This window comes from Lentzea atacamensis, assembly GCF_003269295.1.
Lineage (GTDB): Bacteria > Actinomycetota > Actinomycetes > Mycobacteriales > Pseudonocardiaceae > Lentzea > Lentzea atacamensis.
Genome location: NZ_QLTT01000003.1, coordinates 500,733 through 526,675 on the forward strand (window position 1 = coordinate 500,733; position 25,943 = coordinate 526,675).

Sequence of the window (25,943 nt, forward strand, 5' to 3'; positions counted from 1 at the left end):
TGCAGCAAGGCGTGTTGCGTGACCCATTGGTCCCCCTCCGGGTTCGGATGTGTTCCCCGAGGTGATGCCGGTGGTCGCGTTGCTGATACGCGAACCGTCCGGCCGTCAGCGGTTGGGCAACCCCCGGTAGATGGCGCTTGCGCTTCTCGCCCCGCACCGAGGACGGGGAAGCCTGTCATGGTGGGGATCCAGGGCGATGGCGCGGTCGGAGCAGCTCGCCGGGGTTCTGGCGGTAGCCGCTCGTGCCCATGCCAGCCCCGTGAGCGGCGCGAGGATGTCGAGTTGGGCGGGGCGTTTGGGGAACCCCGTGTTTTGCGCCAACCCCGGTCGAGGCCCGCTTCGGGCCATTGCGGCAGTTCAGCGTCGCCAGCTCCCACCATCGCAACCACACCGTCCAGACGCGCGCTGCAGGCCTAACTGCAGCGAGAAGGGCATGTGCCGGGGCGGACGACCGGCGAAAATCGCGTGCCCCTGCCAAGGGCACTGGTGACACTGACGCCATGACCGGTTCTGCACTGCCTCAACTGCTTCGACCGCGTGCCCTGAGGCCCGGAGATCTCGTTGTCATCGCGTCGCTGTCCGGTCCGCTGACGGCCGCTCACGAGCCCAACGTCGAGCGGGCGATGGTTGTGCTCGAGCGGATGGGATTCCGCGTGCGTCGGGCTCCGCTACTCGAAGCAGGGCGGCGCCACTGGTGGAGCGCGGCCACGCCGACGGAGATCGCCGGGGAGCTCAACGGTCTTCTGCGTGATCCTGAGGTCCGCGCGATCATCGCGAGTGACGGTGGTCAGACGGCGCTCGGCTACCTCGACCTGATCGACGTCGAGGCGATCAGGGCCGACCCCAAGCCGATCCTGGGCTACAGCGACATCTCGCTGCTGCATCTGGTGCTCTATGCGCGCACGGGTCTGGTCGGGTTCCACGCCGACATGGCGGTCCCTGGCTTCGGCGGGCAGTGGCAGCCCGCGCCAGTGGCGCGCCAAGCGGAACTTGAGATGCTCTACTCCAGGTTGCTGACCGGTACCGCGGCGATCGGTGCGCTGCCTGTGAGCCCGTCGTGGGAGTGCTGGCGTCCTGGTCGTGTCGAAGGCCGGCTGATCGGCGGGGTGATCAATCGCATCGTGCTGGCGCAGGCGACGCGTTTCGCGCTGCCGCTCGAACGGTTCGATGGTGCGGTGCTGTTCTGGGAGGAAATGGGCGGCCTGGCATCGCACGTGTGGAGCTATCTGCAGGTGATGCGACATTGCGGCATCCTCGATCGGATCTCCGGCATGGTCGTCGGCGTTCCGCGCGAGATCAGTGGACTCGAGCCCGGCGCCTCCCCGACCCTGCGCGAGATAGTGCTCGACGTCCTCGGCGGCCGTGACATCCCGGTTCTGGGCAACGTCGAGTTCGGGCACGCCGGCCCGAATCTGCCGATGCCGGTCGGCATCCGCGTCGGTCTCGATGCGCAGCAGCGGACGTTGTCGCTGCTCGAACCGGCGGTAGGGCCGCACGCGATGACGGGACTGGTCAGCTGAGCGCCGCGGATCAGTGAACCGACGGCCCCGGCAGCACCCCCTGGGGCCGACTCACGCTGTGGTGACCGCCGCCTTGCGTCGCTTGTTCGGCCTGTAGAAGCTTCGGCGGCGCCAAGTCCTGCTCCGGCTGCACCACCTGCGCCGCCGACGCGGTGACCATCAACGGCCAACGAGGAACATCCCAGGAGGATCGAGTCATGACGTCTCCACAGCCGGTGTTGGTACGACAGGCCAGTGAGCGTGACACCACGGCACTGGCGGGATTGCGGAGGAAATGGTCGCAAGAGCAGGCGGGCCATCCGCTTGATGACGATGACTTCGAGGAGTGCTTCGCCCAGTGGTACACCGCAGAAGCGCCACGCAGGACGGCGTTGGTGGCCGAGATCGACGGCGAGGCTGTGGGCATGGTGAACCTCGCCTTGTTCGAGCGGATGCCCAAGCCAGGTCGGCCAGCCAGCCGATGGGCCTACCTGGGCAATGCGTTCGTGCTCGCCGCCCACCGCAATCGTGGGCATCGGCGCCGCCCTGCTCGACGCGGCCATCACGCACGCACGTGCCCGCAGCTGCGCCCGCATCGTCCTGTCACCCAGTGAACGCTCAGTGCCCTTTTACCAGCGGGCCGGCTTCGGTCCGGCCACCATGCTCCTCGCCCACGTCCTCGACGGCTGATCGTGCCGCCACTCGCCGAACATGCGCCTCGGAGGGCTGCGCGCGCGCATCGGAGCCTCCTGTGCCGAGAGTCCTGACCCGGACGCTCGGGGGTAGGACGGCGTTCGACAGTCGAATCGAGTCGAACCTGAACCGAAGGGGCGACGGCCACTGCGAACAACGCGAATTTCCGTTGCGGCACTTGGCAAAGGCTCGATGATCACGGTTAGCATTCGCAGGTCGAACCAGCTCCGCCCACGGAGGTTCCCGATGCCGGTCCTGCCCCCGCGGGTGTTGTTCGGCGCTGCCTACTACCACGAGTACCAGCCGTACGACCGGCTCAAGACCGACCTGGACCTGATGGCGGAGGCGGGTTTCACCGTCATCCGGGTCGGCGAGTCGGTGTGGTCGACGTGGGAGCCGGAGAACGGGCGCTTCGACCTCGACTGGCTCCAGCCCGTGCTCGACGGCGCCCACGAACGCGGCATCTCCGTCGTCCTGGGCACACCCACGTACGCGGTGCCGCCGTGGCTCGCCCGGCAGTACCCGGAGATCGCGGGCGAGCGGGCCGACGGCAGGCGCGTCGGCTGGGGTGCCAGGCAGGAGGTCGACTTCACCCACCCGGCGTTCCGCTTCCACGCCGAGCGGGTCACGCGCAAGATCGTCGGCCGGTACGCGGACCACCCCTCGGTCATCGGGTTCCAGGTGGACAACGAGCCGGGTGTGCACCTGCTGCACAACCACGGCGTCTTCCAGCGCTTCGTCGACCACCTGCGCACCACCTATGGCGACGTCGAGAACCTGAACCGCGCGTGGGGCCTGGTGTACTGGTCTCACCGGCTGTCCACGTGGGCCGACCTGTGGACGCCGGAAGGCAACGCGCAGCCGCAGTACGACGTGGCGTGGCGGGCGTTTCAGGCACGGCAGACCAGCGAGTTCGTCGCGTGGCAGGCGGACATCGTGCGCGAGTACGTGCGGCCGGAGCAGTTCGTCACCACCTGCCTGCACTACTCGCACGTCGCGCTGGACGACGACGAGCTGACCGATCACGTGGACGTCACGGCGGGCAATCCTTACTACGACATGCAGGACGCGCTCACCCTGCCGGACGCGGAAGACGACGAGCAGGGCTGGAAGACCCGCGGGGTGTGGGCGTTCTACCGCGGCGCGGACTGGATCTTCTCCTCCCGCCAGGAACCCTTCCTGGTCACCGAGACCAACGCCGGGAACATCGGCGGGACGTCGGACAACCGGCCCGCGTACGACGGGCAGTGGCGCCAGGCCGCGTGGGCCTTCGTCGCGCGCGGTGCCCGGATGATCGAGTACTGGCACTGGCACACGCTGCACTTCGGTGCGGAGACCTACTGGGGCGGCGTGCTGCCCCACAGCGGCAGGCCCGGCCGCGTGTACGCCGAGCTGGCGCGGCTGGGCGCGGAGTTCGCCACCGCGGGCGCGACGGTCGCGGGGATCGAGCCGGACGCCGACATCGCGATCGTCTACTCGGCACCGAGCAAGTGGTACATGCAGAAGTACCCTCCGCTGTCCACTTCGGACGGAAGTCCGGACGGCGGCGCGTACCAGCGGATCTTCGACGCGTTCTACCGGGGAGCCTTCGAGGCCGGGCGGCAGGTGCGCGTGATCCACGCCAGGAAGCTGCCCGCGACGACGCCGGACGAAGCCGCGCGGCGTCATCCGGTGCTGGTCGCGCCCGCGCTGTACCTCGCCGACGACGCGACGGTCGACTGGCTCGCCGCCTACGCGCACGCGGGCGGTCACCTCGTCGTCGGACCGCGCACCGCCTACGCCGACCACGAGGCCAGGGCACGCCAGGAGTCAGCGCCAGGACGCCTCGTCGACGCGGCGGGCGTCTACTACGACGAGTTCAGCAACCTCTCGAGCGACCTGCCGGTGCGCGCTACGCCGCAGTCACCGATCGACCTGCCCGAGAACGCGGTCGCCACGCGGTGGCTGGAGGGGCTCACCGTCGTCGACGCGGACGTGCTCGTCGAGTACGAGCACCGGCACTTCGGTCGATGGGCCGCGGTCACCACGCGGCGCCACGGGGACGGTCGCGTCACGTGCGTCGGCACGGTGCCCGGCCGCGAGCTCGCGACAGCACTCGCCAGGTGGCTGGCACCGACGCCGGAGTCCGGGTGGCTGGATCTTCCCGCCACGGTCACGGTGACGACGGGCGCGTCGCCGGACGGGCACCGCGTTCACGTGGTGCACAACTGGAGCGACGAGCACCCCGAGATCGTGGCTCCCGTCGAGCTCACGGACCTGCTGGACGGCAGCGTCGTACCGGCGGGAGAGCGCGTCAGCCTCACCGCGCGGGACGTGCGGGTGTTCACCGCGTCAAGCGCTCGCTCTGCGCACGAGTGACGTCGGCAGCAGGATCGACAACGGCAGCTTCTCCTCGCCGGCGAGCTCGGCGAGCAGGCGCCACGTCATGGTGCGGCCGAACTGTTCCACGTCCTGGCGCACGGTGGTGAGCGGCGGCACCGCCGTCGCCGCCACGACCGAGTCGTCGAACCCGACCACCGCCACGTCGTCGGGGATCTGGTAGCCGCGCGCCTGCAGCACCATCATCGCCCCCAGCGCCATGATGTCCGCCGCCACGAAGACCGCGTCGAGGTCGGGCGCAATGTGCAGCAGTCGTTCCATGGCGAGAGCGCCGGCCTCCGGCGTGAAGTCGCTGTGCACCACGAGTTTCACGGCCAGGCCGTGTTCCGCGAGGCCGCACCGCCACCCGCTCAGCCGGTCCATGCCCACCGCCATGTCGGCGGGACCGGCGATCGTTGCGATCTTCTCGCGGCCCAGTGAGATCAGGTGGCGCACCGCTTCCAGCGCGCCGTTGAAGTTGTCCGAGTCGACGAACGGGAAGGAGCCGCCGGCGAGCGGACGGCCGCCCACCACGATGGGCAGACCCGTCTCGTGCAACGTCCTGGGCAGCGGGTCCTCGCCGTGCAGGCTCACCACGAGCGCGCCGTCGACGTGGCCGCCGGTGAGGTAGGCGACCTGGCCCGCGCCGTCGGACGGCTGGTTCATCATCAGCAGGAGCTGGACGTGCCGCCCGGCCAGTTCGGCGTGCACCCCGCGCAGCACACCGGCGAAGAACGGGTCGGTGAGCACCCTGCTGCCCTGCTCGGAGACCACGAGGGCGATCGCGTTCGCCTTGCTGCCCGCCAGTGTCCGCGCAGCGTGGTTGGGGCTGTACCCGAGCAGCGCGATCGCGCGGTGCACCGCCTGCCGGGACCGCTCGCTCACGTACTTCTCCCCGTTGATCACGCGGGAGACGGTGGACTTCGACACCCCGGCCACACGCGCGACCTCTTCGATGCGCGGACCGGGGCGCCGACTCCTTCCTTCTGTCATGACACCGCGACCAACGCGTTGTCGCGGGCCACCCTGGCGAACCACCTCGCACTCATCTTCGGCGTCCGCACCTGCGTGTCGTAGTCGACGTGGACGATGCCGAACCGCTTCGCGTACCCCTCGGCCCACTCGAAGTTGTCCAGCAGCGACCAGCAGAAGTACCCGCGCAGGTCCACCCCGGCCCTGATCGCGGTGTGTGCGGCCCGCAGGTGCGAGGCCAGGTAGCCCGTCCGGTCGACGTCGTCGATCGCGCCGTTGCCGGAGAAGTCGTCGCGGAACGCCGCGCCGTTCTCGGTGATGTAGAGCGGGAGCCGCGGGTAGTCGTGGTGCAGCCGCAACAACACCGCGGTCAGTCCGTCCGGCCTGACCTCCCAGTCCATGTCCGTCCGGGGAGCGTCACGGCGTGGGAACGACGCGCTTTCGACGCCCACCCACGGCGAAGCCGCGTCCGCACTGCCGTTGGGGGAGGAGCTGACGTAGTGCTCGGTGTAGTAGTTCACGCCGAGCATGTCCATCGGTGCCGAGATCACGCCGAGGTCGCCGTCGCGGATGTGTTCGCTGAACCCGAACGGCTCCAGGTCCGCCAGCACGTCCTCGGGGTACTCGCCGCGCAGCAACGGGTCGAGGAAGATCCGCTGCTGCAGGCCGTCGAGCCTGCGCGCGACGTCCAGGTCCGCCGTGCTGCGGGGGTCGACCGGGATGATCGGGTACATGTTGAGCGTGATGCCGACCTTCGCATCCGGCGAGGCCGCGCGGATGGTGTCGGCGGCGAGCCCGTGCCCGAGCAGCAGGTGGTGCACGGCGGCCACTGCGGCGCGTGGATCCGTGCGGCCGGGGGCGTGAACTCCTGAGGCGTAACCGAGAAAAGCCGAGCACCACGGCTCGTTCAACGTCGTCCAGGTGCCGATCCGGTCACCGAGCGCCTCGACGGTGGACGCCGCGTAGTCGGCGAACCGGAACGCGGTGTCGCGGGCCGTCCAGCCACCGGTGTCCTCCAGCTTCTGCGGCAGGTCCCAGTGGTAGAGCGTCGGCCACGGCACGATGTCGTGCGCCAGCAACGTGTCCGCGAGCCGCTTGTAGAAGTCGAGTCCTGCCTGGTTGACCGCCCCGCCGTCCGGCCGCACCCGCGGCCAGGCGATGGAGAACCGGTACGCCTTCAGCCCGAGCTCGGCCATCAGCGCCACGTCCTGCTCGAACCGCCGGTAGTGGTCCGCGGCCGGTTCCCCGCAGTCGCCGCCGACGACCTTGCCGGGCTGCCGGCAGAAGACGTCCCAGATGGAGTCCGTGCGACCGTCGACCGCGGTCGCGCCCTCCACCTGGAACGCCGCGGTCGCGGCGCCCCACAAGAATCCCTGCGGGAAAACAATGTTCTCCATTTTCACCCCTTGACGGCGCCCTGCATCACCCCGGCGACGATCTGCCGCCCGAGCACTAGGAAGATGATCAGCACCGGAACCGTGGCGAGCGTGGTTCCGGCGAGTACGAGCGAGTAGTCGACGTAGTAGCCGCTCTGCAGCTTCTCCAGTGCGACCTGGATGGTCGGGTTGTCGGCGTTGAGCACGACGAGCGGCCACAGGAAGTCGTTCCAGGACTGCATGAACGTGAACACGCCGAGCATCGCGGCGGCGGGGCGGGCGGCGGGCAGTGCGACGTGCCAGAACGTCCGCCAGAGGCTGCAGCCGTCCATCCTGGCGGCCTCGACGAGCTCGTCCGGCACGGCGTCGACGAGGTACTGGCGCATCCAGAACACGCCGAACGCGGTGACGAGGTTCGGCACGATCACGGCTTCGAGCTCACCGGCCCAGCCGAACTCGGCCATCGCCATGTACAGCGGGATGATCCCGAGCTGGGTGGGCACCGCGAGGGTCACGACGACGAAGAGGAACAGCACGCCGCGGCCGCGGAACCGGAGCTTGGCGAACGCGAAACCGGCCAGCGCCGACAGCAGCACCACCGACAGCGTCACCGTGCCGGACACGATGAAGCTGTTGCCCAGGGCCTTCCAGAACGGGATCGTGTCGAACACGCGCGTGGCGTTCGTCCAGAAGTTCCCGCCGGGGATCAGGGTGAAGTCGCCGGTGAGCACCGAGTTGTCGCGGCTCGCGACGAGGTACGACCAGTAGAACGGGAAAGCCGAGCCCAGCACGAACGCGCCGAGCAGCCCGTACACCAGGAACGAGGGCCTGCGGTTGATCATTTCACCGCCCTCCTCGTGATCCAGAAGTTCAGTCCGGCCACGGCGATGACGATCAGGAACAGCACCCACGCGATCGAGGAGGCGTAGCCGAGGTCCAGGCCCTGGAACGCCGACTGGTAGAGGTAGAGCACGACGGTCTGGTACTGGTGCTCCGCGCCGCCGCCGCTGCCGCCCGACGGCTCGAACAGCTTGGGCTCGGTGAAGATCTGCAGACCGCCGATGGTCGACGTGACGATGACGAAGATCAGCGTCGGCTTGAGCATCGGCAGCGTGATGCTGAAGAACCGGCGCAGCGGCCCCGCGCCGTCGACGAGTGCGGCCTCGTGCACCTCGCGGGGGATGGCCTGCATGGCGGCCAGGACGATGAGCGCGTTGTAGCCGGTCCAGCGCCAGTTGACCATCGACGCGATGGCGACGTGGCTGCCGAAGGTGCTGGCCTGCCAGTCGACCGGGCCGAAGCCCAGCGCGGTCAGGACATCGTTGACGAGACCGTACTGCGGGCCGAACAGGTTGCCGAAGATGATCGTCAAGGCGACGAGCGAAGCGACGTAGGGGAGCAGGACACCCATCCGCCAGCCGGTGCGAGCGCGCAGGTTCTCGTTGAGCAGCGCCGCGATCAGCACCGCGACGACGATCTGCGGCGCGCTGGAGAGCAGGAAGATGCTGAAGGTGTTGAACAGCGCGTTCCAGAACTGGTCGTCCTCGAACAGCGTCCGGTAGTTGTCGAGTCCGATGAACGCCGGATCGTCGGCGCCCACCTCCCAGTCGAAGAGCGAGACGTAAGCCGTGTACAGCAACGGAAAAAGTCCGATCGCGCCGAACAACACGAAGAACGGCGCGACGAACAGGTACGGCGATACCTTGGTGTCCAATCGGGTCCACCGGTACCGCCGCGGCGGCCGCGGGCGGGGCTCCTGCTCCCGCCCGCGGTCGACCTTGGGGAGAACGGCGGTCACTTGGCCGCCTTCTGGGCGCCTTCAACGGCGGTCTTCCAGGCTTCGTCGGCGTTCTTGCCCTGCTCGACCGACTGCAGCGCCGGGCTGAACACCGTCTCCTGGATCTGGCCGTCGGCAGGGCCCTTGTACTGCGCGGCCTTGACCTTCTTGGCCTGCGTGGCGAACAGCGCGCCGGCCTTGACGTCACCGAAGTAGGCGTTGGTCTGCTCCAGCAGCTCGGGCGCGTCGAGAGCCTTGACCTGGCTGGGGAAGGTGCCCTTCGCCTTGAACGCCTTGATCTGCTGCTCCGGCGCCGTCAGCCAGGCAGCGAGCTCGGCGGCCTTCTTGGCGTTCTTGCTCTGCTTCGGCACGGTCAGGTACGAACCGCCCCAGTTGCCGCCACCGTTCGGGAACGCGTCGGTGACCGCCCACTTGCCCTTGTTCTCCGGCCCGGCCTGGGTCTCGACCACGCCGAGCATCCACGACGGGCACGTCTTGGTGGCGAACTTGCCGAGCTTGAAGCCGGTGTTCCACTCGTTGCTGAACGCCGCGAGCCGCGCCGACTGTCCCTTCGCGACAGCTGCGGTCACCGCGGTCCAGTCGGCCTTGATCGCCGGGTTGGTGTCCACGACCAGCTTGTCGGACTTGTCGTAGTAGCCGACCTCGTGCTGGTTGTGCATGGCGTTGAAGACCTGCGCGGCGCTGTCGAACCAGGCGACGCCCGGCACCTTGGCGATGAACTGGTCACCGGCGGCGAAGTAGCTGTCCCACGTGGCGAACAGCGCCTTCACGCCCTCCGGGTCGGACGGCAGCCCGGCCTGCTGGAACAGGTCCTTGCGGTAGCACATGGCGAGCGGGCCGATGTCCGTGCCGTAGCCGATCAGCTTGCCGTCCTTGGTGGTGATCGCCTCGGTCTTCCACTTCAGCCAGCGGTCGCCCTCGATCTGCGGGCCGATCTCCTTGAGATCGTTGAACTGCCCGGACTTCGACATGACCTGGCTGAGGTAACCCTCTTCCACGCCCTCGATGTCGGCGAGACCGGACCCCGCGCCCAGCTTGGTGAACAGGTTCTGGTGGTGCGGCTGGCCCTGTCCTGTCTTGCGTTGTGTGATCTTGATGTCCGGGTGCGCTGCCTCGTACTCCTTGAACAGCTCCTCGTACCCGAACTCGTTGAACGTCGCGATCGTCAGTTCGGTCTTGCCATCTTGCGTCTGACTGGCCCCGCCCGAGCCACATGCGGTGGTGGCGGCGGCGGACACGGCGGCACAGATCAGCACGCTGACCCAACGCTGTCGCACGGGAGAACTCCTCTGGTCTCGGCGGGCGGTCTCTGGGAGCGCTCCCAGATGCGGTGGAGTTTCACCCGGTCGTGAAGGTGTGTCAAGGCTCACTCCCGGGTAACCGGAGGAGGTTCGGGGCCTGGCGCACCGGATGACCTCGCCGTTTGTCGTGCGGGTCACGGTTTAGTCACCTGGGAGCGCTCCCGGTGTGCTGAGCGGCGTTGCTACCAGCGGGAACCTGCCAAACGGACTAGTGGCGTGACCCGGAACGTCGGCTGGGTGATTCACGCTCAGCAGGGCACCACGATGCACCCGTCTGACCGCGAATTCCCCCGGCAACGTTCCGGGCCACGCCACTAAGTGTGTTGACCCGCGTCAGCGGCCCCTGCGAGTGCTAGGCGCTGGCGCGCCGCACCAGCGTGGTGGGCAGCAGCACGGACGGTGGCAGGCCTTCCTCGCCGGCGAGCTCTCCCATCAGACGCCAGGTCATCGTGCGGCCGAGCTGCTCGACGTCCTGCCGGACCGTGGTGAGCGGTGGGGTGGCGGTGGCCGCCAGCAGCGAGTCGTCGAACCCGACGACCGCGACGTCCTGCGGGATGCGCCTGCCGCGCGCGTGCAGCACCTGCAGCGCGCCCACGGCGATGATGTCGGCCGCGACGAACACGGCGTCGAGATCCGGCGCCCGGTCGAGGAGCTCGGTCATCGCGCGGGCACCGCTCTCCGGCGTGAAGTCGGCTTCCGCCACGAGATCGGCGGGCAGTCCCGCCTCGCCGAGACCCCGGCGCCACCCGCTGAGCCGGTCCAGGCCGGCGGCCATGTCGCGCGGCCCGGTCACCGTCGCGATCCGCTCGCGGCCGAGCGACACCAGGTGCCGCACCGCGTCGAGACCACCGGTGAAGTTGTCCGAGTCGACGAACGGGACGGAGACGGAGCCGAGCGGACGGCCACCGGAGACGACCGGGAGACCGATCTCGCGCAGCCGGCCTGGGAGCGGGTCGTCGCCGTGCAGGCTCACCAGCAGCGCGCCGTCGACGTGCCCGCCGGACAGGTACGCGACCAGGTCGTCGTGCCCCTCCGGCTGGCTCATCATCAGCAGCAGCTGCACGTGCCGGCCCGCGAGCTCGGAGTGCACCCCGCGCAGCACCCCGGCGAAGAACGGGTCGCCGAGCACGCGGCTGCCCTGTTCGGAGACGATCAGCGCGATGGCGCTCGCCTTGCTGCCCGCGAGCGTCCTGGCCGCCTGGTTCGGGCTGTACCTGAGCTGACTGATCGCCTCGTGCACCGCCTCGCGGGCCTTGGCGCTCACGTACTGCTCGTCGTTGATCACACGGGAGACCGTCGACTTGGACACCCCGGCCAGTCGCGCCACCTCCTCGATGCGCGGGCCGGGCCGTCGTTGCCGGTCGATCTCCGTCATGCGCTCATCGTAGGAGTCGGCAGCCGCCAGTTCGAACGTGGGCGAATCTGCCGCGTGTCGACGGAAGGGAGCATCCCCGGCACAACGCTGTGCCGGGGACGCGGCAGGGTCCGGTCGCCGACCGGAAACTGGGATCGGCGCGGGACGCCTGCGCGTGCAGAACGTTCCGCGCCGAGGCTTTGTCAGGGCTCCGCGCCCCAGGCGAGCGTGCCTGCGGAGTAGGCGGTGACCCGGTCGAAGTCGGTCAGCGCGGCGCTGACGCGGTAGCTGTGGTCGTCCGCCTGGTCGAAGGCGGACCAGTCGGACTTCGCCACCCGCAGCTGGATCTCGCCCGTGGTGCCGTTCGCGGCCAGGCTGCCGGAGGTGAAGGACACCTCCAGGTACGCGTCGGCTCCCGGACGCGGCGTGGCGAGCTTGACCACCTGCGCCCGCACCCCGGCGCAGCCCATCTGGGCCCAGTCGCACCAGACCTGGTAGCCGGCCGACAGCGCGTCGCCGGTGAACCAGTACCGGACGGTCGTGGTGGCGAGGCCGACCGGCGTGGTACCGCGGTTGGTCACCTGGAGCGTCGCGCCGATCTGGTTCGTCCTGGCGGCGCTCGTTCCCTTGTGCTGCACCGTGAGCGTGCTCCGGACGCCGGGCAGGGTGCGGGTGGTGACCGGGGTGCTCGCGGCGGAGACGTTGCCCGCCGCGTCTCTCGCGCGCACCGAGAACGTGTACTGCGTGTCGGGGGCGAGTCCGGTGACCAGCAGGCTGGTCGTGGTCGCCGAGCCCACGACCGCGGTCCCGTCGAGGACGTCGTACCCGGTGACACCGACGTTGTCGGTCGAGGCGGTCCAGCTCAGCGTGACGCTGGAGCTGCCGGCGTTCGACGCGGTCAGTCCGCTCGGGACGGTCGGCGGCTGGGTGTCGTCGACACCGCCACCGGGTTCCTGGCCCCACACCGTCTTCCCGTCCTGCCGCAACACGATCCGATCGGTCTGGACGACCGTGTTGCCGCTGCCGAGTCCGGTGTACGACCAGTCGTTCGCCGGGTCCCACGTGCCGCTGCTGGTGATGCGGAACTGGACTTCCTTGCGGTACGCGGACTGCCCGGCCGGAGCGATGCCGGAGCACGGGATCTCCACGTAGTACACCGAGCCGCGGTACTGCGCCGGTGCGCTCGCCCTGCCGCACTGGTTGTAGTTGGTGGTCACGGTGATCTGACCGGGCGTGGTGGCGCCGTCGAGCGTGAAGTAGTACCGCAGCGTGCCGTTGAACGTCCGCGCCGGCCACGCGCTCTTGTTGAGCACGAACGCCTTGATCTCGGTGAACTGGGCGGCGCTCTGGTTCACCGACGCCTGGACGGTCAGCTCGGGGCCGTCCGGGGTCTCGGCCACGGGGAAGCTCGCCAGCGGGGTGCCACCGAACTCCCGGTACAGGCGGGCGAGTGCACCGGTGAAGCCCGCGTTGTAGTCGAGCGCGACCTCGTTCATCACGTAGTCGCTGCGGCTGTCGGTGTAGGCGTCGTTGTTGGTGCTGGGCCCGCCGACCAACGCGCCGTAGAGGACGTGCCTGCTGGTGACGGGTTCCTGGATGCTGTCGGCCCATGAGCCGTGCGCGCCGCGGTGGTGCGGGTTGCGCGGCGGGTTGGCGCCGAAACCGACGACGTAGCTGGAGCTGCGCGGGTTGTCGCCGAGGGCGTAGTTGACCTGCCGCACACCGAAGTCGTGGTAGGTCCTGGCGCGCGTGCTGTCGCGAGTGGACAGCCAGTCCGAGTACACCAGCGCGGCGAACGCCGTGTTGGCGGCGTAACGCAGGGAACCCCAGCTGTCGAGCACCGCCTGGCCGCCGGGGGAGTAGCGCACCCGGTTGCCGTTGTGGCCGGTGGTCCAGAAGTCCAGCCAGCGGTTGGCATCGGTGACGTAGGTCTGCTCGCCGGTCAGCTTGGCCATCAGCACGTAGGCGCCGTAGGACTTGTCGTCCCACGCGATCGTCCACCGGTAGGAACGCTCGGAGCTCTGCGGTTCGGTACCGAGCTTCTGGTACTCCGCCTTCGCCTTGGTGAGGTAGCTCGCGTCACCGGTCGCGCGGTGCAGCCAGATCGCACCCCACACCAGCTCGTCCTGGTAGCCGCTCCAGGAGTTGTAGAAGTTCGCTGCGTCGGTGATGCACGAGCTGTACTTGCCGCGATAGGTGTCCGCGAACGTGTAGAGCTGCTTGGCGTGCGTGAGCAGAGTGGCCGCGTAGGCGGGATCGGTGTCCTGGAAGACCATCGAGGCCGACGCCATCGCCGCGGCGTACTCGCCGGCGAGGTCGGAGCCGGGGCACGAAGCGTCCACCTTGTACGAAGGACGGGCCATCGGCATCACCTCGGCCGAGCCCCACCAGGCGTGGTCGGGGTTGCCGGCGCCGACCTGGCCGTAGACGACGTTCGGTGACGGGTGCGCCTTGATGATCCAGTCCGTGCCCCACCTCAGGTTCGCCATCAGGTGCTTGAGCTGGCCGGAGTCCGCGTAGGCCGCCCGGTTCTCCACGGCGCCCCACGCGAGCATCGACATGCTGAACGCGAACGGCAGCCCGAACTTCACGTGGTCACCGGCGTCGTAGAAGCCGCCGGACAGGTCGAGGCCGGCATCGGAGCCGTCGCGCACCGCGGAGTCCGCGCGCCAGCTCACGCGGTTGTCCGCGGGCAGCCTTCCGGACCGCTGGGCGTCGTAGAACCAGATCGACTTCTGCAGCGCCTCCGCGTAGTTGAACGCGGGCGCGGCCTCCGCTCGCGGTGCGGTGGCACCGACCAGCCCGGCGAGCAACACGACGAGCGCGGTGGTGAGGGCTCGTGACCTGCGACTGAGCACGTGAGCCTCCGATGACAGGGTTCGGATGCTTATGGGAGCGCTCCCAGTTTTGGGCGACTGTAACGGTCACGAAAACATTGCGGAAGGGGTGTCCGCTGAATGCTCCCGCAAATGCCGACGGCCGGCCCTCGAGGGTCGTCCGGATGTCCTCCTGGTGTTGTGCCGAACGGCTTCACAATCGTTCAGGTGGCAGAAAGTAGCGGGCCGCTGCGGTTTTGCCCCGATCGGCACAGCGGGTCATGGCCATTCGCCGTAACTTCTTGTCGATCATTCCGAGAGTGTCTTCTGTGGCCCATCACTGGAATGGGCCAGTGGGGCAAAAGCGTGCACACCGTGCGCATATCGGTAGGGCCATCCCAGTTTCGCCGCCTGCCGGAATGTCGCGTGATTGGCCCTGTCGACGGTCACGCGGGGTGCAACATGAAGTTCGCTCGAATATCGACCACAGTTCGACAACGCTTTCCGAGCCGCATTTCGGGGGTTACAGTCCGGTCTCACCTGGGAGCGCTCCCAGGTCCTGGATTCGGGGCTGGTAGGGACGCCGACCGACACGGTGCGGCGTCGTGAAGGTCAACGCGTCCCGCGACGGCAGCTCGGCAGCGTCTCACTGTTCTGTTCCCCGGCGTCGAACGGTGCCCCTGCTGCTCGCCGTCCCGGTCCCGCCGAGCGCTCCCTCCGGACGTGAGTGTCCGGAGGGAGCGCTCCTGGAAACCCCTGCCCTGCCAGGAAAGGTGCCTTGATGACCGGACTTCGCGACAAGATGCAGGCGATCCGCCGCCGGGGTGTCGCGTTGGCAACGGCCTTCGTGTCCGTGGCCGCGACCGTCGGCCTGGCGGTGGTGACCCCTGCCGTGGCGGCGCCCGGCTGCCGGGTCGACTACACGGTGCCGAGCCAGTGGTCCGGCGGCTTCACCGCGAACGTGGCGGTGACCAACACCGGTGACCGGGTCAGCGGCTGGCGGCTGACCTGGACGTGGCCCGCGGGCCAGCAGGTGACGCAGGCGTGGAACGCGACGGTCACGTCGTCGGGCAGCCAAGTCACGGCGGTGGACGCCGGCTACAACGCGGTGATCGAACCGAACGGCACGGTCGCGTTCGGTTTCAACGGCAGCTGGACGGGTGCCAACACCGCGCCGCAGTCGTTCGCGCTCAACGGAGTGACGTGCACGGGCGGCCCCGGCACGCCACCCACGACGACCACCACGACGTCCGGCGGGCCGGCGCCCGGTGACGCGATGGCACAGGTCGCGGAGATGCAGCCGGGCTGGAACCTCGGCAACACACTCGACTCCACGGGCGGCGACGAGACCTCGTGGGGCAACCCACGCATCACGGAAGCCTTGCTGGACAACGTGAAGGCGCAGGGCTTCAAGAGCATTCGCATCCCCGTGACGTGGGGCCAGCATCAGGGCCCGGCACCGGGCTACTCGATCGAAACGGCGTACCTGAACCGCGTCAAGGAGGTCGTCGGCTGGGCGCTGGCGGACGGCTTCCACGTGATGATCAACATCCACCACGACTCGTGGCAGTGGATCAACACGATGCCCTCGGACCGGGCGGGTGTGCTGGCCCGCTACAACGCGATCTGGACACAGCTGGCGGCGGCGTTCCGGGACTCCCCGGCGAAGCTCGTGTTCGAGAGCGTGAACGAGCCGCAGTTCACCGGCAGCTCGGGTGACGCGCAGAACGCACAGCTGCTGCACGAGCTGAACGCGTCGTTCCGCGACATCGTGCGCCGGTCCGGCGGCAACAACACGAACCGCCTGCTCGTGCTGCCGACCCTGCACACCTCGTCGGAGCAGGCACGCCTCGACGAGCTCGCGTCGTCGCTGAACACCTTCAAGGACCCCAACATCGCCGCGACCGTGCACTACTACGGCTACTGGCCGTTCAGCGTGAACGTGGCGGGCGGCACGCACTTCGACGCCACCGCGCAGAAAGACCTCACCGACTCGTTCGACCGCGTGTACAACACGTTCATCGCGCGCGGCGTCCCCGTGATCCTGGGGGAGTACGGCCTGCTCGGCTTCGACCGCCACACCGGCACCATCCAGCAGGGCGAGAAGCTGAAGTTCTTCGAGCAGTTCGGCCACTACGCGCGCGCCAAGAAGATCACCACGATGTTGTGGGACAACGGGCAGCACTTCGGGCGCACGTCGTTCCAGTGGAGCGACCCCGAGCTGATCGCGCAGATCAAGTCGAGCTGGACCACCCGCTCCGGCACCGCGTCCACGGATCAGGTGTTCAACGCCAAGGCCAGTGCGATCAGCGCCAAGACGATCACCTTGAACCCCAATGGAACCACATTCAACTCCCTGCGCCAGGGCACCACGGAGCTGGTGCGCGGCACCGACTACACGGTGCAGGGCGACCAGCTCACCCTGACCGCGGCAGCGCTCACGCGGTTGAGCGGCTCGCGGAACTACGGCACGAACGCGGTGCTCACGGCGCACTTCTCCCAGGGCGTCCCGTGGCGGATCAACATCGTGACCTACGACCCGCCCGTGCTGCAGAACGCGACCGGCACGACGTCGTCGTTCGCGATCCCGACGGCGTTTCGCGGTGATCTGCTCGCCACGATGGAGGCGAAGTACGCGGACGGCTCGAACGCGGGCCCGCACAACTGGACTTCCTACAAGGAGTTCGACCGGACCTTCGCGCCGAACTACACGACCGGCGTCACCACGCTGACGTCCGACTTCTTCGCCGAGGTCAACGACAACAGGCCGGTGACCCTGACGTTCCACTACTGGAGCGGCACCGAGGTCACCTACGTCGTCACCAAGTCGGGCAGCGCGGTCACGGGCACGACGGCGTGACCACGGCGTGAGCGGGGGTTTCCGGGCGGTTACCCCCGTTCACGTCACCTCAGCGGGCGAACTGGAACCAGTTGACGTTCGCCAGGTCGCCACCGGTGCCGCCGGTCGCCACCAGGTAGAGCCGATGCACTCCGGTGGCGCCACTCACCGCCGCAGTACGACTCGTCCACGTCTGCCACCCACCGGTGCTCGCCGCCGAGACCGTGGCGATCACCGGGCCGGTCGGGCTGTCCAGCCGGTACTGCAGCGTGCCGCCGGCCGTCGAGCCGGACGCGATCCGCGTGGTCACCGACGTCGGGGGAGTGGCACCGAAGTCGACGTCCGCGTAGGCCACGTAGTCACCCGGCGTCAGGTAGCCGACGTTCTGCCCGCAACCCGAGTCGGTGCAGCGCTCGACCTGAGTGCCGCGCTGCTCGTCGTAGTACGAGGCGCCGATCACCGCGTAGGCGTTCTGCGTGGCCGGGAACCGGGCGCCGAAACCGTGGGGGAACAACGGGGTCTTGCCGTCGCCGGCGTTGATCGGCTGCTGGCCGGCGTTCTGCATCCACGTGAACGGCAGCGTGCCGGTCGGCTTGTGGTCGCCGAACAGGACATCGGCGACGCCGTTGCCCTCTGTGCCCGGCAGCCAGGCCGCGACCAGCGCGTGCCAGCCGGAGAGCTGGGCAGCGATGTCCAGCGGGCGTCCCGAAACGAGCACCACGACGACCGGGACTCCTGACGCGCGCAACGTGTTGAGCGTCGCCAGATCCTCGCTGTCGAGGCCCATCGAACCCGGCCGGTCGCCCACGCCCTCGGCGTACGGCGTCTCACCGATCACCGCGATCGCGGCCTGGTAGCTGCCATCGATGCCGGTGCCGTTGCGGTGGTAGGTCACCGTGGTGGACGTCGACACGGCGGAGCGGATGCCTTGCAGCACGGTGGTTCCCGGCGTGACCGGGCCGCTGCCGCCCTGCCAGGAGATCGTCCAGCCGCCGCTCTGGTGGCCGATGTTGTCGGCGTTCTTGCCCGCCACGAACAGCTTGCTCGCCGTCTTGGGCAGCGGCAGCACGCCGTTCTGGTTCTTCAGCAGCACCTGCGACTTGCGCACGGCCTCGCGGGCGAGCGCCCGGTGCGCCGCGTTGCCGACGGTCGGCGTGTAGGAGCGGTCGGTCAGGGGCCTTTCGAAGAGGCCGAGCTCGAACTTCTTGGTGAGGATGCGGCGGTTGGCGTCGTCGATGCGCGACATCGGGACCCGGCCCGCCTGCACCTCCGCCTTGAGCAGCGTGATGAACTGGCGCCACTCGGTCGGCACCATGATCATGTCGAGGCCGGCGTTGATCGACGTGCGGACCTCCGCCGCGGTGAAGCCCGGCTGGCCGTCGATCTGGTCGATGGCGTTCCAGTCCGAGACGACGAGGCCGCTGAAGCCCAGCTCGTTCTTCAGCACGTCGGTGATGAGGTACCTGTGGCCGTGCAGCTTGGTGCCGTTCCAGCTGCTGTAGGTGATCATCACCGAGCCGACGCCCCTGGCGACCGCCTCGCGGAACGGCGGCAGGTGGATCGCCCGCAGGTCGGCCTCACCGAGCTGCGTGTTGCCCTGGTCGTCGCCGTCGGTCGTGCCGCCGTCGCCGATGTAGTGCTTGGCGGTGGCGAGCACGGAACCGGGATCGGACAGCTTGGCGCCCTGCAGGCCGGTGATCATCGTCGTCATCGACGTCGCGTTCTCCGGCGTCTCGCCGAACGACTCGTAGGTGCGGCCCCAGCGGTCGTTGCGCGCGACGCACAGGCACGGTGCGAAGTCCCAGTCGATGCCGGTGCCCGACACCTCTTCCGCGGTGGCGCGGCCGATCCGCTGCACCAGCGCGGGATCGCGGGTCGCGCCGAGACCGATGTTGTGCGGGAAGATCGTGGCGCCGACGACGTTGTTGTGCCCGTGCACGGCGTCCACGCCGTAGATCATGGGGATGCCCAGCGGCGTGGCCCTGGCCGCGTTCTGGAAGCTGTCGTACATGTTCGCCCACGACGTGGCGTTGTTGGGCGACGGAGCGGAACCGCCGCCGGACAGCAGCGAGCCGATCCGGAAGCTGGTGATGTCGGCGTTGGTCACCGCGCCGCGCTCGGCCTGCGTCATCTGCCCGACCTTCTCGTCGAGCGACATCCGGCTGAGCAGGTCGGCCACGCGCGCGGAAATCGGCTGTGCGGGGTCTTTGTAGATGGGATCAGCCGCGGCTGCGGTTCCGGGCGGAACCGCAGCGGCCATTAGGAGGAGCACGGCCGCGAGACGTTTTCTCATGGGGCAGACCTCCGGGGCGAGTCCTGTTCACCTTGCGGCGCAACAGGTTTCACCGAGCGTATCCGGTGGGTCCAAAGTGGTGTAGACCACTGGGGAACCGGAAAGAGGACCGGTTCCCCCACGAGGTCCCTAGCGGCACCAGGACTCGACGGTCCGCGCGAAGTCCGGGAACTCGGCCCGCGCCGCCGTCAGCACCTCGGCGGGCGTCCTCGGCGCGACACCGGAGTGCTTCTCGGCCACGGCGCGCAGATCGTCGTGCGGTACACCGCTGCCGGACCCGAACTCGACGGCCTCCTGCGGGCCGACGCCGCCGGCCAGCAGCCACAGGTACTCGCCCAGGCTCGTCGCCACGATCCCGGCCTCGCCCTCGGAACCGAAGAACGCCACCGGCTGCTCGGTCAGCGGTTGTCCCGCGCGCACCAGCCAGAGCGCGGCGAGGCCGCCGGTGCCGTCTTGCCCGAACACCCGGAACGCGTCGCCGTCGAGCTCCTTGTTGCCGGTCCAGGCCCTGATCCAGTCGGTGGTCTCCTCGGCGGAGTCGAACTCGTCGTAGGGCTCGTAGTCGATGTTGCCCGGCGACGGGGTCTCGGTCTTCTCGTCGTAGTCCCAGGGGAACTCGACCCCGCTCAACGCGGCCAGCGCGGCGGGGAAGGTGCGGTCGTCAGTGATCTCCACGCGCGCACGGTACAGACCGGCGTGGCGAGTTCGCGGCTGTTGCGGTGTACTGCACCCATGCCGATCGTTTCCCCCGGATTCACCGGGCGGCGCCAGTCGCCGGACGTGCAGCTGCCGCCGGGGCAGTACCTCACGGAGGACTTCCCGGTGCTCACGGCGGGCCCCACGCCGCGCGTGCCGACGGACCGGTGGGAGCTCACCATCGGCACGGAGGCCGGGGAGAAGCACACGTGGTCGTGGCAGCAGCTGATGGAGCTGCCGGCGGAGAAGATCACGACGGACATCCACTGCGTGACCAAGTGGTCGAAGCTGCGCACCCGGTGGAAGGGCGTCTCGCTGGACGTGCTGCTGGAGGACGTGGAGACGGCGGCGGACTTCGCGCTCGTCCACTCCTACGGCGGCTACACGACGAACCTGCCGCTGGAGGACCTGCTCGACGGTCAGGCGTGGATCGCCTACCGCTTCGACGACGATGACCTCACGCCGGAGCACGGCGGGCCGGCGAGGTTGCTGGTGCCGCACCTGTACTTCTGGAAGTCGGCGAAGTGGGTCCGCGGGATCCAGCTGCTGCTCGAGGACGAACCCGGCTTCTGGGAAACCGCCGGTTATCACGACTACGGAGACCCATGGCGCGAGCAGCGGTATCAGGGCGACTGACCTGGCGGGTGGCCGAACTGGCCGATGCCGCGGACCTCACGAAGAGCGCGCGCAGCCTGGTGTTCGACGTGCCCGGCTGGCCAGGACACCTGCCTGGGCAGCACGTCGACGTCCGGCTCACCGCCGAGGACGGCTATTCGGTGCAGCGCAGCTACTCGATCTCGTCGGCGTCCGACGGTGAGCGGATCGAGCTGGCCGTGCAACGGGTGGCTGATGGCGAGGTGTCGCCCTACCTGTGCGACGTGCTCGCCGTGGGCGACAAGATCGAGCTGCGCGGGCCGGTGGGCGGCTGGTTCGTGTGGCGGGCGACCGACCAGGCACCGGTGACGCTGGTGGCGGGCGGGTCCGGCATCGCGCCGTTGATGTCGATGATCCGCGCGCGGGCCTCGGAGGGGAGCCGCGTGCCGTTCCGGCTGGTGTACTCGGTGCGTACGCCCGAGGACGTGATGTTCGCCGACGAGTTGCGTCAACGGGCCCGCGAGGACGGCGGCCTGGACGTGCGGCTGGTGTACACCCGGCGGACTCCGGAAGGGTCTCCGGAGCCGCCGGGCCGGCTGGGTGTGGCCACCCTCAACACGCACGGCTGGCCCGCCGAGTTCACCCCGAACTGCTTCGTGTGCGGGCCGACCGGCTTCGTCGAGTCGGTGTCCGACATCCTCGTGGCGCTCGGCCACGACCCGCGCCGCGTCCGCACCGAACGTTTCGGCTGACAGGAGACCACCGATGAGCGACGACCACGTGGACGGCAACGCGCTCGCGGGTGACCTGCGCGAGATCTTCGCGGTGGACCTCACCGTGGCGACCGGCCAGTGCGCGGGCTGCGGCTACCGGGGCTCGGTGGCGACGTTGCGCGTCTACCAGAACGCGCCCGGGCTCGTCGCCCGCTGCCCGCACTGCGAGGAGGTCGTGCTGCGGCTGGTGCGCGCGCCCGGCCGGGCGTGGCTGGACCTGCGCGGCACGGTGAGCCTGGAGATCCCTCTGGACTCCTGATGGCGTCTGCACGTACCACCGACTCCTGATCAAAGCGCCGCTGACCGCACCCAACTGCTTGCGCCGATGCGTGGCCGCGCTCTCACGCGGCGCCGATTTTTGTCCTGTTTGACATGGCCGGTACCTCCGATCGGAGGTAGCCGAGCCTCCGAACACGTGCCTGGATAGATGGGAGCGCTCTTACAACGTTGTAAAAACGAAGGGGACCTCGCCGATGAGAAAAGCCGCCCCCGTACTCGTCGCGCTGCTGCTGGCGCTGGGTGTCGCGCCCGGCACGCCACCCGCGAGTGCCGCCGAGCCCGTGCACGGCCTGAAGGGCGAGTACTTCAGCATGTCGGCGCCGGGCGCGCGGGACTTCGCGACCCTCGCGGGAACCGTGCTCGACGCCGAGGTGAACCACCCGGACCTGACCTCGGTGTTCGGCTTCCTGGCCGGCCGCACCGAACACACGACCGCGCGCTGGACCGGCCGCATCGCCGTGCCGCGGACCGGTGACTACACGTTCCACGCCATCGGGGACAACGGTTTCCGGCTGTTCGTCGACGGCGCACCGGTGATCGACCACTGGGTGGGCGACTGGGACCGCGAGCAGACCAGCGCGCCGGTGTCGCTGACCGCGGGGCGGCAGTACGACTTCCGGCTGGAGATGTTCCAGGACACCGGTGGCGCCAACATGTTCCTGCGCTGGTCGAGTGCAGGTACGCCCAAGCAGATCGTGCCGGAGTCGGCGTTCACGCCGCCGCCGGACTTCCAGGTCGTGCCGCGCACCGCGTCCGTGTCGGAGGACGGGCGGGTGCTCACTGCGGAGTTCGACGGCCGCGTCACGAACGTCGCCGACCTGAAGGCGCACCTGCGGATCGACGTGGACGCGACGGCGATGCCGGTCGACCTGATCACCGCGAGCCGCAACCGCCTGACCGTCCGGCTGAGCGAGAAGGTGCTGAAGAGCCAGCGGGTCCGGCTGTTCTACGACGGCGCCGGCGCGCTGACCGCGGGCGGAAGGAAGGTCGGGAAGACCGCCCGCACCGTCGCGAACTCGTCGAAACAGCGCCTGAAGACGCCGTGGGGCGAGAAGGTCGACCCGCGCAACCCGTTGCCGGAGTACCCGAGGCCGCAGCTGGAACGCGAGAAGTGGCTCAACCTCAACGGTCCGTGGGAGTTCGCGGGCGCGAAGGCCGGGCAACAGCCGGTGTTCGGGCAACGGCTGCCCGAGCGGGTGATCGTGCCGTTCCCGATCGAGTCGCAGCTCTCCGGGCTGGAGCGGCACGAGGACCACATGTTCTACCGCCGCACGGTGACCGTTCCGCGCGACTGGTCGGGGCAACGGGTGAAGCTGCACTTCGGCGCGGTCGACCACGAGGCGAAGGTGTGGGTGAACGGCAAGCTGGTCGCCGAGCACTCCGGCGGCTACACGGCGTTCAGCGCGGACATCACCGACGCCTTGAAGCGCGGCGAGCAGGAGATCGTCGTCGCGGTCACCGACACGACCGGCCCGCACCAGCCGAAGGGCAAGCAGTCGCGCAACCCCAGCGGCATCTTCTACACGCCGTCGTCGGGCATCTGGCAGACCGTGTGGATGGAACCCGTGCCGGACAAGGCGATCGACGAGGTCAAGATGACTCCGGACCTCGCCACGAGCTCGCTGGCGCTGGAGATCAAATCCGCCGCGAACACCACCGTCACGGCGATCGCGAAGGACGCGCGCGGCAAGCAGGTCGGCACGATCACCGGGCCCGCCAACACGAAGCTGTCGCTGCCGGTGCCCAGCCCGCACCTGTGGACGCCGGACGACCCGTACCTGTACCAGCTGGAGATCAGGCTGGGCGGCGACCGGGTGAAGAGCTACTTCGGCATGCGGTCCATCGGCATGGCGAACGTCGGCGGGCAGCCGAAGCTGACGCTCAACGGGCAGCCGATCTTCTCGCTGATGATGCTCGACCAGGGCTTCTACCCGGACGGCCTGAACACGCCGCCGAGCGACGACGCGCTCGTGTTCGACCTGAAGGCGCAGAAGGACCTCGGCTTCAACTCGGTCCGCAAGCACATCAAGGGCGAACCGGCTCGCTGGTACTACCACGCGGACCGGCTGGGACTGCTGGTGTGGCAGGACTTCGTCTCGGTGGAGGACGGCAGCAGCACGACGGCGCAGCAGGCGTTCCTGAACGAGAACCGCGAGATGATGAAGCAGCTGCACAACTCGCCGTCGATCTTCGCGTGGATCGTGTTCAACGAGGGTTGGGGCGAGTGGGACCGCACCGTCACCGGCCAGATCACGGACGACGTCAAGGCCGCTGACCCCAGCCGGATCGTCAGCGCGCACAGCGGCGTGAACTGCTGCGCCTCCAAGGGCGACTCCGGCAAGGGTGACGTCATCGACCACCACGACTACAACAACACCGATCCGCCTCGCCCGGACGGCAGGCGCGTCGTGATGGACGGCGAGCACGGCGGCTTCACGCTGCGGACTCCCGGGCACCAGTGGCCGGGCGCGCCGGCGAACATCTACAGCGGCGTGGCGGACAAGGCGGCGCTGACCGCGAAGTACGTCGACAACACCCGCACGTTCTACCTCGGCCAGGCGCGCAACGAGCTGTCCGCGTCGGTCTACACCCAGGTCACCGACCTGGAGAACGAGCTCAACGGGTTCTGGACCTACGACCGCAAGCGGATCAAGGTCGATCCCGGTCCGGTCCGCGAGATCAACCGGCGGGTGATCGAAGCCGGGGCGAACGCGGGCAAGCCGTACCCGTACGCGGCGCGCGGCGAGTGGAAGCTCGACGAACGCAGGGGAACGGTGGCGGCGGACTCGAGCGGCGGCGGCAACCCGTTGCTGCTCAGCCCGACCGGTGCCACCTGGAAGGACGGTGCGCTGGAGCTCACCAACGGCTCTGCGGACACCTACGGCCCGGTCGTCGACACGACCGGCGACTACACGGTGTCCGCGCGAGTCCGGCTCGACGAGCTGCCCGGCAACTACGCCACCGCGGTCAGCCAGGACGGCAGGGAGCGGGAGAACCCCTTCTACCTGCAGTACGGGCAGGGCGCGTTCGCGTTCAGCACGCCCGGCGGCAACCGGGCCCGGCACGAGCTCACGCCGGAGCTCGGCCGCTGGTACGAGCTCACGGGCGTGCGGGCGGGCAACGAGATCCGGCTCTACGTCGACGGCGTGCGGGTCGCGACGGCACCGGCCGGTCCGGCGATCCTCAGCACCGGTGCGTTCGCGGTGGGACGGGCCAAGTTCGGCGGCCAGAACGTCGACCACTGGCGCGGCGCGATCGACGACGTGAGTGTGGTCGGACGGGCACTGACGGACGCGGAGGTGGCCGCGCGCTCCTGAGGCACGCGGAGCAGCCGGGGAGGACCTGCCTCCCCGGCTGCTCCGGCCGCGCGGAGGTAATGTCTGCCGGATGGGGAAGATCGTCCGCATAGGTGTGTTCTACGACGGCACGTGGTTCGCGTACCTCAGCGACTTCTACGCGACGGCGCACACGCGGGCGGCGCGCATCTCGCTGGATGGTCTGCACGACGCCCTGCGCTGGTTCGTTCACACCGAGACGGGCGTCCCGATCGACGACTGCGTGGTCGCCGAGGCGCACTACGTCCGCGGCCGCATCGAAACCCCGGCCACGTCCTTCGACGCTGTCCTGACGGCAGCCGGCGTCACCCGCCACGACCTTCCCCTGCACAACGGCAAGGAGAAGGGCGTAGACGTCCAGCTGGCCCTGGAGGCCTGGGACCGCGCCACCGCGGTGCCGCTGCAGTGGGTCGTCCTGCTCACCGGCGACGCCGACTTCGCCCCGCTCGTGACCAGGCTGAGCGAGCGCGGCGTGCACGTGGTCGTCCCGGTCGTCGACATCCGGTCGGACGACGGTGTTCCCGCCTGGACGCCGCGCACCGCCGCACCGCTGCGGGCCGCGACACCCTTCACCCCCGGTTTCGACGCGCTGTTCGCCCCCACCGACCTGCCCGGGTACCCGCTGCGCAGTGCCTTCGTGCGGTCGTCCGAGGCGGTGGCTTCGCCGGTGGGTTCGCCGCGCGGGCGCCGGCGGGGGACCGTGACGACCTGGAAGTCCGGGCAGACGCACGGGTTCATCACCGACACCCGCGGCGGCTCGTGGTTCGTCTCCCGCGACGACCTGCCGACGGGGCTGACGTTGCTGTTGGCGGGCACGCCGGTGTCGTTCACGGGGTCGCCCGTGCCGATGCCTGGCCGAAGGTACCCGAGGGCGCAGGCGGTTCGCCTCGACGACCGCTGACAGGCGCTGCCAGCCCACTGCCAGCGTCGCGTGCGGCCGGTGCCGGCGGCTCCCGCCAGTGTTCGG

19 protein-coding genes and 1 pseudogene are annotated in these 25,943 nt (G+C 69.2%); 10 read left to right on the top strand and 10 right to left on the bottom strand.

Annotated elements, in window-relative coordinates; translation table 11 throughout:
• Positions 1-347: 347 nt before the first annotated feature.
• From C8D87_RS16820 to C8D87_RS16830, 4 genes are all read left to right on the top strand, one after another.
• The gene (locus C8D87_RS16820) at positions 348-1,520 is read left to right on the top strand and encodes a S66 peptidase family protein (RefSeq protein ID WP_215732341.1); all 1,173 of its coding nucleotides are present in this window, start codon (positions 348-350) and stop codon (positions 1,518-1,520) included.
• A 197-nt stretch (positions 1,521-1,717) separates the two neighbouring features.
• Positions 1,718-2,113: a GNAT family N-acetyltransferase gene (locus C8D87_RS16825; RefSeq protein WP_233442194.1), complete on the top strand. Its 396-nt coding sequence runs from the start codon at positions 1,718-1,720 to the stop codon at positions 2,111-2,113.
• Positions 2,061-2,189 (top strand): hypothetical protein, encoded by a 129-nt coding sequence (locus tag C8D87_RS47670; RefSeq protein ID WP_233442185.1) that lies wholly within the window; start codon positions 2,061-2,063, stop codon positions 2,187-2,189. Before C8D87_RS16825 ends, C8D87_RS47670 begins: the two co-directional genes overlap by 53 nt.
• Before the next feature lie 249 nt (positions 2,190-2,438).
• Positions 2,439-4,550, top strand: coding sequence for a beta-galactosidase (locus C8D87_RS16830; protein ID WP_112227362.1), 2,112 nt, complete (start codon positions 2,439-2,441; stop codon positions 4,548-4,550).
• Here the strand turns inward: C8D87_RS16830 and C8D87_RS16835 are convergent.
• The 7 genes from C8D87_RS16835 to C8D87_RS16865 all read right to left on the bottom strand — a co-directional run bounded on the left by C8D87_RS16835 (position 4,524) and on the right by C8D87_RS16865 (position 14,209).
• Positions 4,524-5,543, bottom strand: a complete 1,020-nt coding sequence (locus C8D87_RS16835; protein ID WP_109638237.1) for a LacI family DNA-binding transcriptional regulator — start codon at positions 5,541-5,543, stop codon at positions 4,524-4,526. The genes C8D87_RS16830 and C8D87_RS16835 overlap by 27 nt on opposite strands.
• On the bottom strand, positions 5,540-6,919 hold the full coding sequence (locus tag C8D87_RS16840) for a GH1 family beta-glucosidase (protein WP_112227363.1): 1,380 nt from the start codon (positions 6,917-6,919) through the stop codon (positions 5,540-5,542). The genes C8D87_RS16835 and C8D87_RS16840 overlap by 4 nt, the downstream gene beginning before the upstream one ends.
• Positions 6,920-6,921: 2 nt before the next feature.
• Positions 6,922-7,740, bottom strand: coding sequence for a carbohydrate ABC transporter permease (locus C8D87_RS16845; protein ID WP_112227364.1), 819 nt, complete (start codon positions 7,738-7,740; stop codon positions 6,922-6,924).
• Entirely contained in the window at positions 7,737-8,696 is a 960-nt protein-coding gene (locus tag C8D87_RS16850; RefSeq protein ID WP_109638240.1) for a carbohydrate ABC transporter permease, read from the bottom strand. Before C8D87_RS16850 ends, C8D87_RS16845 begins: the two co-directional genes overlap by 4 nt.
• On the bottom strand, positions 8,693-9,973 hold the full coding sequence (locus C8D87_RS16855) for an ABC transporter substrate-binding protein (RefSeq protein ID WP_109638241.1): 1,281 nt from the start codon (positions 9,971-9,973) through the stop codon (positions 8,693-8,695). The genes C8D87_RS16850 and C8D87_RS16855 overlap by 4 nt, the downstream gene beginning before the upstream one ends.
• A 376-nt stretch (positions 9,974-10,349) precedes the next feature.
• Positions 10,350-11,372, bottom strand: coding sequence for a LacI family DNA-binding transcriptional regulator (locus C8D87_RS16860; protein WP_109638242.1), 1,023 nt, complete (start codon positions 11,370-11,372; stop codon positions 10,350-10,352).
• A gap of 182 nt (positions 11,373-11,554) precedes the next feature.
• Positions 11,555-14,209, bottom strand: coding sequence for a glycoside hydrolase family 9 protein (locus C8D87_RS16865; RefSeq protein WP_233442135.1), 2,655 nt, complete (start codon positions 14,207-14,209; stop codon positions 11,555-11,557).
• 739 nt (positions 14,210-14,948) lie between these two features.
• On the opposite strand from C8D87_RS16865, the gene C8D87_RS16870 reads away from it, so the two are divergent.
• Positions 14,949-17,027, top strand: a complete 2,079-nt coding sequence (locus tag C8D87_RS16870) for a cellulase family glycosylhydrolase (RefSeq protein ID WP_233442136.1) — start codon at positions 14,949-14,951, stop codon at positions 17,025-17,027.
• Positions 17,028-17,076: 49 nt separating this feature from the next.
• Here C8D87_RS16870 and C8D87_RS47675 read toward each other — a convergent pair whose 3' ends face one another.
• From C8D87_RS47675 to C8D87_RS16880, 3 genes and pseudogenes are all read right to left on the bottom strand, one after another.
• Entirely contained in the window at positions 17,077-17,466 is a 390-nt protein-coding gene (locus tag C8D87_RS47675) for a carbohydrate-binding protein (RefSeq protein ID WP_233442186.1), read from the bottom strand.
• 24 nt (positions 17,467-17,490) lie between these two features.
• A pseudogene (locus tag C8D87_RS16875) lies at positions 17,491-19,299 on the bottom strand (glycoside hydrolase family 3 protein); the annotation flags it as partial.
• Positions 19,300-19,428: 129 nt separating this feature from the next.
• Positions 19,429-19,974: an SMI1/KNR4 family protein gene (locus C8D87_RS16880; RefSeq protein ID WP_112227367.1), complete on the bottom strand. Its 546-nt coding sequence runs from the start codon at positions 19,972-19,974 to the stop codon at positions 19,429-19,431.
• A gap of 57 nt (positions 19,975-20,031) precedes the next feature.
• On the opposite strand from C8D87_RS16880, the gene C8D87_RS16885 reads away from it, so the two are divergent.
• The 5 genes from C8D87_RS16885 (at position 20,032) to C8D87_RS16905 (ending at position 25,877) form a co-directional block, all read left to right on the top strand.
• On the top strand, positions 20,032-20,631 hold the full coding sequence (locus C8D87_RS16885) for a sulfite oxidase-like oxidoreductase (protein ID WP_109638246.1): 600 nt from the start codon (positions 20,032-20,034) through the stop codon (positions 20,629-20,631).
• Positions 20,601-21,341 carry a ferredoxin reductase gene (locus C8D87_RS16890; protein ID WP_112227368.1) on the top strand — a complete coding sequence of 247 codons (741 nt, stop codon included), beginning with the start codon at positions 20,601-20,603 and terminating at the stop codon, positions 21,339-21,341. Before C8D87_RS16885 ends, C8D87_RS16890 begins: the two co-directional genes overlap by 31 nt.
• Before the next feature lie 13 nt (positions 21,342-21,354).
• On the top strand, positions 21,355-21,621 hold the full coding sequence (locus C8D87_RS16895; RefSeq protein ID WP_109638248.1) for a DUF6510 family protein: 267 nt from the start codon (positions 21,355-21,357) through the stop codon (positions 21,619-21,621).
• A gap of 214 nt (positions 21,622-21,835) precedes the next feature.
• Complete coding sequence (locus C8D87_RS16900) at positions 21,836-24,958, top strand: LamG-like jellyroll fold domain-containing protein (RefSeq protein ID WP_112227369.1); 3,123 nt, start codon at positions 21,836-21,838, stop codon at positions 24,956-24,958.
• Between the two features lie 70 nt (positions 24,959-25,028).
• Positions 25,029-25,877 carry an NYN domain-containing protein gene (locus tag C8D87_RS16905; protein ID WP_112227370.1) on the top strand — a complete coding sequence of 283 codons (849 nt, stop codon included), beginning with the start codon at positions 25,029-25,031 and terminating at the stop codon, positions 25,875-25,877.
• Positions 25,878-25,943: the final 66 nt, after the last annotated feature.

Bases quoted from the DNA above. Each gene is read 5' to 3' on its own strand.
- C8D87_RS16870 (WP_233442136.1), top strand. From the start codon at position 14,949: ATGACCGGACTTCGCGACAAGATGCAGGCGATCCGCCGCCGGGGTGTC.
- C8D87_RS16835 (WP_109638237.1), bottom strand. From the start codon at position 5,543: ATGACAGAAGGAAGGAGTCGGCGCCCCGGTCCGCGCATCGAAGAGGTC.
- C8D87_RS16845 (WP_112227364.1), bottom strand. From the start codon at position 7,740: ATGATCAACCGCAGGCCCTCGTTCCTGGTGTACGGGCTGCTCGGCGCG.
- C8D87_RS16890 (WP_112227368.1), top strand. From the start codon at position 20,601: ATGGCGCGAGCAGCGGTATCAGGGCGACTGACCTGGCGGGTGGCCGAA.
- C8D87_RS16860 (WP_109638242.1), bottom strand. From the start codon at position 11,372: ATGACGGAGATCGACCGGCAACGACGGCCCGGCCCGCGCATCGAGGAG.
- C8D87_RS16830 (WP_112227362.1), top strand. From the start codon at position 2,439: ATGCCGGTCCTGCCCCCGCGGGTGTTGTTCGGCGCTGCCTACTACCAC.
- C8D87_RS16840 (WP_112227363.1), bottom strand. From the start codon at position 6,919: ATGGAGAACATTGTTTTCCCGCAGGGATTCTTGTGGGGCGCCGCGACC.
- C8D87_RS16885 (WP_109638246.1), top strand. From the start codon at position 20,032: ATGCCGATCGTTTCCCCCGGATTCACCGGGCGGCGCCAGTCGCCGGAC.
- C8D87_RS16895 (WP_109638248.1), top strand. From the start codon at position 21,355: ATGAGCGACGACCACGTGGACGGCAACGCGCTCGCGGGTGACCTGCGC.
- C8D87_RS16825 (WP_233442194.1), top strand. From the start codon at position 1,718: ATGACGTCTCCACAGCCGGTGTTGGTACGACAGGCCAGTGAGCGTGAC.
- C8D87_RS16905 (WP_112227370.1), top strand. From the start codon at position 25,029: ATGGGGAAGATCGTCCGCATAGGTGTGTTCTACGACGGCACGTGGTTC.
- C8D87_RS16900 (WP_112227369.1), top strand. From the start codon at position 21,836: ATGAGAAAAGCCGCCCCCGTACTCGTCGCGCTGCTGCTGGCGCTGGGT.